The organism is Paenibacillus sp. IHB B 3415, from assembly GCF_000802655.2.
Taxonomy (GTDB): Bacteria; Bacillota; Bacilli; order Paenibacillales; family Paenibacillaceae; genus Paenibacillus_AQ; species Paenibacillus_AQ phytohabitans.
Map to the genome: position 1 here is coordinate 1 of NZ_JUEI01000154.1, position 10,081 is coordinate 10,081.

The window sequence follows — 10,081 nt, forward strand, 5'->3', positions numbered from 1 at the left end:
CACTAGTGCCCCTGAATGCGCCGAAAGTGGGCAGTAGGAGGAAATGAGGAGCAGAAGTGCCCCTGAATACGCCAAAGGTGGGCAGCAGGAAAAAATGAGGAGCAGAAGTGCCATGATTTCACCGGGGGCAGCCCAGGAAGTAGTCTGAATGAAGCTATGTGAGGTGGACTTACAAGCCGCACAAGCTGCACAAGCCGCAAAGCTGCAAAGCCGCATAAGCCCTACAAGCTGCAGCATGAATCACCCGTTAGGGTGATTTTGTTTTTGCATAAGAATTTATTTAAGGGTCCCGGCCAAGTGTCTGAGTAATCATCGAAGCTAAGAACCTGCTTTGTGGGGGGATTATAGAATTTTGAACTTATATTATAGTTGGCTTTATTTAGAGCGGTCCGGCTTTTCGTTACACTTGGAATAGAAATTACCGGGAGGAATCGGGACTATGCAGAGGCCGCTAAGCAAGGAAGAGCAGGACTGGGTAGAGGGCACGCTGGAGGCTATGAGCTTGCGGGAGCTCATCGGGCAGACGATGCAGGATCATGCAGGCAGACTGCCGTTCAAGGGGGATGACGAGGCCGCTCTTCGCGGGTATCTGGCACAATATCCGGTGGGCAGCTTCTTTATCGGCGGAGAGGTCATTCAGAAGGCTGCGGGTAAAGCGGAGGATTATCGGGACTGGACCGTAATGCTGCAGAGAATCAGCAAGTTCCCGCTGCTGTTCTCCGGTGATCTGGAATTCGGGGCCGGCTCTGCAGTCAAAAGCCTCACAGCCTTCCCGCCCCTTCTCGCCCTTGCCGCGGCCGACGATGAAGCGCTGGCTTATGAATACGGTAAATATACAGCGATGGAAGGCCGGGCAGCCGGATTCACCTGGGCGCTGGCACCGGGGGTTGATCTTCTGCTGAACTGGATGAATCCCGTCATTACTACCCGCTGTCTCGGGGATGATGCCGGGCGGGCGGCACGCCTGTCTACGGCCGTCATGCGCGGGATGCAGGATTATGGCATCGCGGCTTGCGCCAAGCATTTTCCCGGAGACGGGGTGGATTACAGGGATCAGCATATCATTACTACGATTAACAGCTTATCTGAAGAGGAATGGTTCTCCACTTATGGACATGTGGCTCAGAGAATCATCGATCAGGGTGTGATGTCCTATATGACCGGCCATATTGCCCTTCCCTGGATTGAAGACGGGGATGCTGCCGTGAAGCCGGTGCCTGCAACCGTATCGGAGCGTATCACTACGGAGCTGCTGCGGGAACGAATGGGCTTCGATGGGGTGGTGCTGTCGGATGCGCTGGATATGGGCGGGTTCCTGGCCTGGGGAGATTATGAGAAGCGCATGATCGATTGTTTCAATTGCGGCACGGATGTGCTGCTCTGGCCGGGTGTGAGATATTTCGCGGTGATGGAGCAGGCGGTGGCGGACGGGCGGGTAAGCCGGGAACGGCTGAAGGCCAGCGTCCGGCGGATTCTGGAGATGAAGGCCCGGCTTGGAATGCAGTTTACCGGCGCTGCGGGAGAAGACGGGCTGGCATTGCCGCTGCTGGAGGATAAGCTGCCGCCCGAGCTGGACCGGCAGGTTAGACAATTAAGCCGGGCGCTTGCCGGGCGCTGCATTACGCTGGTCCGCAACCGGACCGGCCAGCTGCCCCTGAATCCGCGGACGGTCCGCCGGGTGCTGGTGATCATGCTGAATAAGGTGACGGAGGGGCGCAGATACGAGCGGATGAATCTTTTCGTTGAACAGCTTAAGGCAAGAGGGCTGCAGGTCGATATCCTCGATGAATTCGAACCGCTGACTACACTGCGGCAATGGGAGCTGTCCGGGGTGGCCTGGGACGCTGCTTTTGCCCCTTATTTCCTGCCGCTGCACGGCATGATGAATACGGCCCGTCCGGTAGGCGAAGCGGCCAAAGCCATCTGGGCCATGCAGCATGCGGAGACGATCAAGCCGGTCGGTATTTCGTTTGCGTCGCCGTATCTGCTGCAGGATATTCCATTCCTCGATACGCTGGTGAATGCTTATTCGATGCATGAGGATACGGTAGAGCTTACGGTCAAAGCGCTGTTTGGCGAATTTCCGTTTCAGGGCAACTCTCCGGTCAAAGCGGATTTCCAGGGGGATTATCACGGTTCAAGGAGGCTTCGGACGTTTTGAGTACAAAACAGGAGTTAGAAGAGAAGCTGGATCTTATCTTCGAATATATGAGTTCTGTCCGGCATCAGGGCAATTGGGGGATGGATATTCATCACTGGGACTGGGTGCCCGGCGTTGGTGTAATCTCCTTGATGGAATACGGAACTGCCACCGGCGCAGACAAGGTAATTGATTACGTGCTGCTCTGGGTGAACCGGAATAAGCGTAAGGCAGAGGGGGTTCGGGTCATCAACTCCCTGGCTCCATATGCGCTGTTTCCTGGGCTGTACCGGCTGACCGGGGACACCTGGTTTCTGAGCAGGTCTCAGGAAATTGCCGCCTGGATGCTGGAGACTGCGCCGCGAACCCGGGAAGGGGCGCTGGAGCATACCGTGACGGAGGCTGTAGACTTCCCGGAGCAGGTGTGGGCGGATACGGTGTATATGGCCGTGCTGTTCCTGGCACGGCTTGCGGGGCTGACCGGCGACCGCGGGCTTGCAGAAGCCGCCCTGCAGCAGACCCTGCTGCATCTGCGCCTACTGCAGGACCCGGCGACGGGACTGCTGTTCCACGGCTGGAACTGCCGGGACGGCAGCCATATGTCGGCTGCCCGCTGGGCCCGGGCCAACGCCTGGATTACGCTGGCCGTTCCCGAGATTGTGGCAGAGACCGGGCGCGTAGTTGCCGTCCCGGAAGAGCTCAGCAGCCGCTACCGTACGCTCGCTTCCGCCCTGCGGCAGGTTCAGGGAGATAATGGACTTTGGCGATTGTGGCAGAGACCGGGCGCGTAGTTGCCGTCCCGGAAGAGCTCAGCAGCCGCTACCGTACGCTCGCTTCCGCCCTGCGGCAGGTTCAGGGAGATAATGGACTTTGGCATACTGTGCTCGACCGGCCGGATTATTACCAGGAGACGTCAGCCAGCGCCGGCATCGCCTGCGGTTTCCTCAAGGCGGTTAAGGGCGGCCTGCTGGATGACTCTTTTCTGGAGAGTGCCGGGAAGGCGCTTGAAGGAATCCTGCCGCTTATCCGTGAAGACGGTGAGGTGCAGGGAGTCTCGGGAGGCACCCCGGTAATGCCTTCAATAGAAGCGTACAACGCCATTGGGAGGTATCCGGCGCTGTACGGTCAGGGACTGGTGATGCAGCTGTTGACAGAGGCGCTGGATCACCAGCACCCGCAGCAGACGGTTCCGCTGAACTCTGAAGGAAAGGGAGGAAGATGACCGTGAAGGAAACCGCAGAGCCTGTAAATAAAGAAATGAACCATCTGCAGCTGCTGATTCATAAAATGGCCGGATTGGAGTCCCGTTATGATCCGGGCATCTGTATGCTGCGTTCCCCGTTCAGCAGCCCGGGTTATCATACGACCCTGAAGCAGGCGGAGTTCATCCATTCCACCAGAGATTCCCTCTCTTATGCACTCGGACTGCTTGATACGGAGCTGGCCCGTTATGAACAGCGGGCATTCGATATCATCCGGCAGGTGATCTCCCTGCAGGATACCGACCGGAGCCATGCTACCTTCGGGATCTGGTCCTGGTTCTATGAGGAGCCGCTGCACCAGATGGCGCCTCCGGACTGGAACTGGGCCGATTTCTGCGGCAGCCGGCTGGTTCAGGCGATCGCACGCCACGGCCACCGCTTCCCGGACGGCCTGCGGGAAGACATGATTCATTCCATTGATTATGCCTGCGAGGCGATTATCAGGCGGAATGTGGGTCCAGACTATACCAATATTGCGATTATCGGAGCTTTTGTTACGAGAATTGCCGGGGAGCAATTAGGACGCGAGGATTATGCGGCATACGGTCTGGAGCGGCTTCGGAAGCTGCATGCCCATACCATGGAGCATGGGGCTTTTCAGGAATACAACAGTCCGGTCTATACCTACATTGCCATTCTGGAGCTGTCGAAGCTTCAGTCCGAGACCACGGACAGCACGGTCAAAGCACTGACCGGAGAACTGCTTGATCTGACCTGGAAGACAGTCGCGGGCTATTATCACCCGGCCACGGCCCAGTGGTCCGGGCCGCATTCCCGCAGTTACGGGGCGCTGCTGAATGAGCAGAGCAAGGCTTTTCTGCAAATGGCGACGGGAGGAGCGGCAAGGTTCTTCCCCTGGAAGGAGCTGCCCTACGAGGAAGAATGGTATAGGAGCGGCATCCAGTGCCCACCTGCTTATCTGGCTGGCTTCATGATTCCTGAGACGAAGGAAGTAAGACAGCTCTTGGAAGGGGAGAGGGAGGGGGAAGGGCAAATGGACGGCGGCAAATGGGCGGTCACCTATATGACCCCGAAGTTTAGTATCGGTTCCTTCACACATAGTGATCTGTGGAATCAAAGACGGCCGCTGGTGGTCTATGCAGACAATCATGGACAGCCGGCCTATATCCGGCTCCGCTGCCTGCATGACGGCTATGACTACTGCTCTGCACGCTTCAAATCGCTGCAGGAAGCAGAACATTTGCTGTTCGGTGTAGATTTCATTACGGACGGCGGCGATACTCATCCGAATCTCGACCGGACCGGCGGCATCATTGAGGCCGCAGATCTGCGGCTGCGGCTGGAGATTGGCGGGTGCCTGGATGGGATCATCGCCGGACCTACGGAAGAAGGGGCGAGCATCATCATTGGGGGAACTGCGTTTAATCTGACGACCTGGTTCGCGGCGTTCAGCGGGCATGCAGGTGCGGTGCGCAGCTGGGCGTGGGAAATTCATAACGCGGAAGACAGCATAAATATCGATATGATTCTCTATGCAGGCCCGCGCAGAAGCATTGATTTCACCTCTTTACAGCAGGCAGCGCTGGTATTCTCACTGGAGGTACAGCCGGAGCATGAAGAGGCGGTTTACGCTGAACCGCTTCTGGAGATGACAGATGACGGCGGGTTACGTGTGAACCGCAGCAGCGGAAGGGACGGAGGGTTCTTGCTTCAATTAGATCCCGGTCCGGCAAAATAAGGCGGACAGATCGGCTGTCCGCGAGTCCTTACGGAGTTTACTGCTGGAAGTATTCACTGCTTCCGGTGCTTCCATATACAACAGCAGGAGCAGGCCCCGGTAAGAGTTACCGGGGCCTGGGGCCTGCTCCTGTTACATAGAGAGGATTCTATTGCGAAAGCTCAACAAAATCACCCCGGAACCGCTCATAATCGGCGGCCCGGCACTCCAGCTTAAGACGTGTGCCCTGCTCTTCATAGCTGACGGACTGCACATCGGCATGCTCATTGAAGTAAGAAACAATGCTGCCCCGGTCGAACGGGACCAGAATCTCACACTGAATATAATCGGTAAAGATCCGGCTGCGGATCAGCGCCGTAAGCTCGGTAATTCCGCGGTTCTTCAGCGCAGAGAGCGTTACAGAATTCTCCTGGATCTGCGGATAAGGCTGGTCCGTCAGATCGGCTTTGTTGTAGGCATACAGGGTGGGAATGCCGTCAGCGCCCAGCGCCTTCAGGGTCTCATCCGTTACAGCCATATGCTGCTCATGCTGCGGATCGGAAATGTCGACCACATGGATCAGCAGATCCGCTTCCGTGACCTCTTCCAGTGTCGAGCGGAAGGCCTTGACCAGATGATGGGGCAGCTGGCTGACGAACCCGACGGTATCTGTGAGCAGGAAGGTTTTGTGATCGGGCAGATCGATACTGCGCACTGATGTTTCGAGAGTGGCGAACAGCATATCCTTGGCGAAGACCCCTTTGCCCGAGCCGGGATGATAGGTCTCCACCAGCGTATTCATTAAGCTCGACTTGCCGGTATTGGTGTAGCCTACGAGACAAACGACAGGCACCTCATTCTTGTGGCGCTGCTTACGCTGAATCTGGCGCCTTGAGACCTGTGCTTGCAGCTCTGTCTGGAGGACGGAGATACGCTCCTCGATTCTTCTGCGGTCCAGCTCCAGCTTCGTCTCCCCGGCCCCTCTGTTCTTCAGGCCGGTTCCGCCTCCACCGCCTTGTCTGCCCAGAGATTCGCGCAAGCCCGTCAGGCGGGGAAGCATGTACTGCAGCTGCGCTACTTCCACCTGCAGCTGGGCTTCCTTGGTTTTGGCACGCTGTGCAAAAATGTTCAGAATCAGAATCGTCCGGTCAATGACCTGATGGTCGAGCGTTGATTCCAGATTACGGATCTGGGACGGCGACAGCTCGTCATTAAAGATAACGATGGGCGCATCATGCTGCTCCATCAGCAGCGCCAGCTCCTGGATTTTGCCGGTTCCGATATAATGCGAGGGGTTCACCCGGCTGGACTTCTGGCTGAGCTCAGCCACGACCTCAATCTCGCAGGCGGCTGCCAGATTGCGCAGCTCCTCCATGGCGTAATCGAAGTTATTGTCATTTTGCAGCTGTACACCGACGATGACTGCTTTTTGTTGTACGGATTCCATATATAGTTCAACCTCCATTGTTAAATTTGGACATAAAAAAGCACAGGCAGTCTGCCTGTGCTAAAGGGATTGTGAGGAACAACAGAATAGGGTCCTGTAGAGCTGTTACACCAATAACAGCTCTACAGCTATGGCACTCCCATAGATAATATGAAGCCAAGAACCGGCAGCGTTAGGGAGGAATAGTTCTCTATTCCAGCCATGCCGGGCTGCGGTTCAGTTTATTCTCTATGGGGGTGCAATTCCTAAAGGCATACGCCGGGCCGGAAGGAGCAACCTCGGTTCTCCATTCAAATACAAGGGAATTTATAGACTTATCGCTATAAATTATCCTGTTGTCCCGCGTATAAGTTCAAGCTATGGGCTGCCTCTAAAAATGGATAGACCTATCCTGAGTCCTCTGCACAAGGCAGAGCTTTCGCGCTATGAAGCTGTAATTAGCCGCGTAAGTTACGAATCCGGATATAGTCTATCACACTGAGCCCTCCGTTCTAAAAAAGTTAAGTTGATTTTAGCACAGCGGTTATAAAATGGCAACTGCGCCCAGTTACGGAAGCGTCTGAGGGCTGTGGAGTGTCTCCCGCTGTCAATAAACCAGAAACTTCTAATCTGCTCGGCATATGATATATGAAATAGCTTTAATAGGAGGGTGATGAGCTATGCCTGTATTGACAACCAACATGTTAACAAAGAACCCTACCTTAGGAGCAGGGTCTATCAGTCAAGCTGTTGTGAAGGTAGTGAACAATGGAACCCCCAGAGGAGTGGTCTATTTAACCGGGCTAAAATAATGATGTAAGTCCGGCGACGCTGTTCGCCCAGGAGCGGTTCGAGTTGAATTACAGGGAAGTCGTAACCAAAACCTATAATGTGACACAGACGTTTTTCCAATTCAATGTAGTGTACTCACAGGAGCAGGTCCGTGTCCGTATGTTCCTGATTGACAGCAGCGGGGTCTGGATTCCCGTTCCTATGCTGCCGATTGCTGTAAGCCGGATCACTTCGGAATTCCGTGACAATATCACTGTTACTGATAGCGATTTCGCGGCCATCAGCTTCCGGAGAAATGCCGCAGTGACCATTCCTGAAGCGGTGACTGCCGAGATCAAAGCGGATGGACTGGAGATTCTGGCCTCTACCCCCATCCGCTATAAAGTGATCGCCGGCGGAAGCGTAAACGGAGCCTTTGTGAACTATCCTACGCCGACTACAGCTATTCCCGTAACTGAAACGGCGCTGCAAGTGAACTATACATGTACTGCAGTTACTGGCGGAAGGGTCATCACTCAAGGAATCGGCTCCGGCATATCGGGTGCGTACCAGAATGTTGCCGTGAATCTGGTAAATCAGCAGCTGCTCTACGACATGCAGCAGGAGCCAATCACGCTGGTGGTCAGCTCACTGGCCGGGGAGGACAATCTGGCTGCAACCTTTAGAATGTCAGAGCAGTGGTGAACTCCGTTAACCGACCCATTCCCTCCGCAGCGTGAACAGATCCTTCAGCGCGTCCGTAGACAGCTCGGTGATCCAGCCCTCGGAGCCGGAGATCACATCGTCGCTGAGCTGCTGCTTGCTCTCCAGCATCTCGTCAATCTTCTCCTCCAGCGTGCCGAGCGAGATGAACTTATGCACCTGCACGTCCCGGGTCTGGCCCATGCGGTAGGCACGGTCAGTGGCCTGGTTCTCCACCGCCGGATTCCACCAGCGGTCGAAGTGGAAGACATGATTGGCGGCGGTCAGATTGAGGCCGACACCGCCCGCTTTGAGCGAGAGGATAAATACATTCGGCTGATCAGACGGCTGGTAACCGGGGGCGCCATCGGCTGCGGCTTCACCGGCAGGCAGTGCGGGGGCCTGGAACCGTTCAATCATGCGGTCACGGGTGCTCTTCGGGGTGCTGCCATTCAGATACAGCACCGGTTCCTGCAGCTCCTGCTGGAGCACAGCCTGCAGCATCTTGCCCATGCCGACATACTGGGTGAAGATCAGGCAGCGCTCATTCTCTTCGCGCAGCTCGCGGACCATGGCCAGCAGCCGTTCCAGCTTCGCCGACCGTTCAATCAAGGCGCTGGTGTCCAGAACGCCTCCGGCCTCCGGCTCGGGCAGCGCCTCTTTGGTCAGCAGCATTGGATGGTCGCATAGCTGCTTAAGGCTGGTCAAGGCGGCCAGAATGGCTCCCTTGCGTTCAATGCCCTCCAGCTTCTGCATCCGTTCGAGCAGGCTGTTCACGTTCTGGTCGTAGAGCGCCGCTTGCTCTGCTGTCAGATTAATGTAGGTTTTCATTTCATTCTTATCCGGTAGATCGAGCTGAATGGCCGGGTCCTTCTTCTTGCGGCGCAGCATGAACGGCTTGACCAGCCGCTGCAAGTCTGCTGTCTTTTCGGCATTCCGCTCTTTCTCAATAGCGTTAGCGAACCGGTCCTGGAATCCTTTCGGAGTGCCGAGATAACCCGGTGTGATGAAATCGTAGATCGACCACAGCTCGGACAGCCTGTTCTCAATCGGTGTCCCCGTCAGGGCGATCCGGTGCAGGGCCGGGAAGCTGCGCACTGCGGCCGATTGCTTCGTTCCGGCGTTCTTGATATTCTGCGCTTCATCGAGGCATACGGCCGCCCAGGTGAACTGCTTCAGAAGCTCCTGGTCCAGCGCGGCGGTAGCATAGGAAGTGAGGACCACATCGGCCTGCGAAGCAGCGCCGTAGAAATAACCGGCATCCAGCCGTCTGCTTCCATAATGAAGCATCACGTTCAGGGAAGGGGCGAAACGCTGCAGCTCCTTCTGCCAGTTGCCGAGCACTGAAGTCGGGCAGATGATCAGCGAGGGCCAGCCGGCCGGCTCGGTCTGCCGCCGGGCTACCGGTGCGCCGGAAGCTTCCGCTTCCGCCTCCTGCTCCTTCAAGTGGAGCAGGTAGGAGATCAGCTGCACCGTCTTGCCGAGCCCCATGTCATCGGCCAGGCAAGCGCCAAGGCCGAAGCGGCGCAGGAATACCAGCCAGGCATAGCCTTCATGCTGGTAGCTGCGAAGCTCGGCATGGAGGCCGGCCGGAACCTCCGGCTTCGGCCACTGGCTGCGCTGTCCAAGCTGGCCGATGATTCCGACCAGATGCTCGTTCAGCTCGACCTCCAGCCGGACGCGGGCTGCTTCTTCCTCGGCGCGCTGCGCTTCGGCTTCCTCCGCGTCTGCGTCGGCACCGCTGTTCAGCAGGTGCAGCTGCAGCACATCCTGGAAGGACAAGCCCTGCGACTTGTCCATCCCGGCCATGGCCCGCTGAATCTGCGCCAGCAGCGCAGGGTCCAGCGGAATCCACTTGCCGCGGAACTGGACGAGGCGTTCCCCGCGCGCGACGAGGTCGGCGAACTCCGCCTCGGAGAGATCGGCGTCGCCGATGGAGATGCGCCAGTCGAAGTCGACGAGCGCATCGAGGCCGAACAGCGACTGCCCGCGGCCCTCGGCGGTGCCGGAGCTGATCTTCGCGCGCAGGCGCGGCTTCCTGCGGCTGGCGGCTTCCCACCATGCCGGCAGCAGCACCTGCCAGCCGGCCTCCAGCAGGAGCC

The 10,081-nt window shown here is 57.1% G+C and carries 7 protein-coding genes; 5 read left to right on the forward strand and 2 right to left on the reverse strand.

Translation table 11 applies throughout. The features are described 5' to 3' along the window. The first annotated feature begins 439 nt into the window (after positions 1-439). From QW71_RS35605 to QW71_RS35620, 4 genes are read left to right on the forward strand one after another with little or no spacing between them, the layout of a single operon-like run. The gene (locus QW71_RS35605; RefSeq protein ID WP_039310594.1) at positions 440-2,161 is read left to right on the forward strand and encodes a glycoside hydrolase family 3 protein; all 1,722 of its coding nucleotides are present in this window, start codon (positions 440-442) and stop codon (positions 2,159-2,161) included. Then, positions 2,158-2,931 (forward strand): glycoside hydrolase family 88 protein, encoded by a 774-nt coding sequence (locus tag QW71_RS41925; RefSeq protein WP_268794648.1) that lies wholly within the window; start codon positions 2,158-2,160, stop codon positions 2,929-2,931. The genes QW71_RS35605 and QW71_RS41925 overlap by 4 nt, the downstream gene beginning before the upstream one ends. Then, positions 2,910-3,362, forward strand: a complete 453-nt coding sequence (locus QW71_RS41930; RefSeq protein ID WP_268794649.1) for a glycoside hydrolase family 88 protein — start codon at positions 2,910-2,912, stop codon at positions 3,360-3,362. Before QW71_RS41925 ends, QW71_RS41930 begins: the two co-directional genes overlap by 22 nt. Positions 3,363-3,364: 2 nt before the next feature. Then, positions 3,365-5,101 carry a hypothetical protein gene (locus tag QW71_RS35620; RefSeq protein WP_152679945.1) on the forward strand — a complete coding sequence of 579 codons (1,737 nt, stop codon included), beginning with the start codon at positions 3,365-3,367 and terminating at the stop codon, positions 5,099-5,101. 148 nt (positions 5,102-5,249) lie between these two features. Here QW71_RS35620 and hflX read toward each other — a convergent pair whose 3' ends face one another. Beyond that, positions 5,250-6,527 (reverse strand): GTPase HflX, encoded by a 1,278-nt coding sequence (gene hflX, locus QW71_RS35625; RefSeq protein WP_039310602.1) that lies wholly within the window; start codon positions 6,525-6,527, stop codon positions 5,250-5,252. 834 nt (positions 6,528-7,361) lie between these two features. Here hflX and QW71_RS35630 point away from each other — a divergent pair. Further along, entirely contained in the window at positions 7,362-7,982 is a 621-nt protein-coding gene (locus QW71_RS35630) for a hypothetical protein (RefSeq protein ID WP_039310605.1), read from the forward strand. Between the two features lie 6 nt (positions 7,983-7,988). Here QW71_RS35630 and QW71_RS35635 read toward each other — a convergent pair. After that, positions 7,989-10,081 (reverse strand): DEAD/DEAH box helicase (locus tag QW71_RS35635; RefSeq protein ID WP_039310607.1); only part of this gene is annotated, 2,093 nt, incomplete at its 5' end.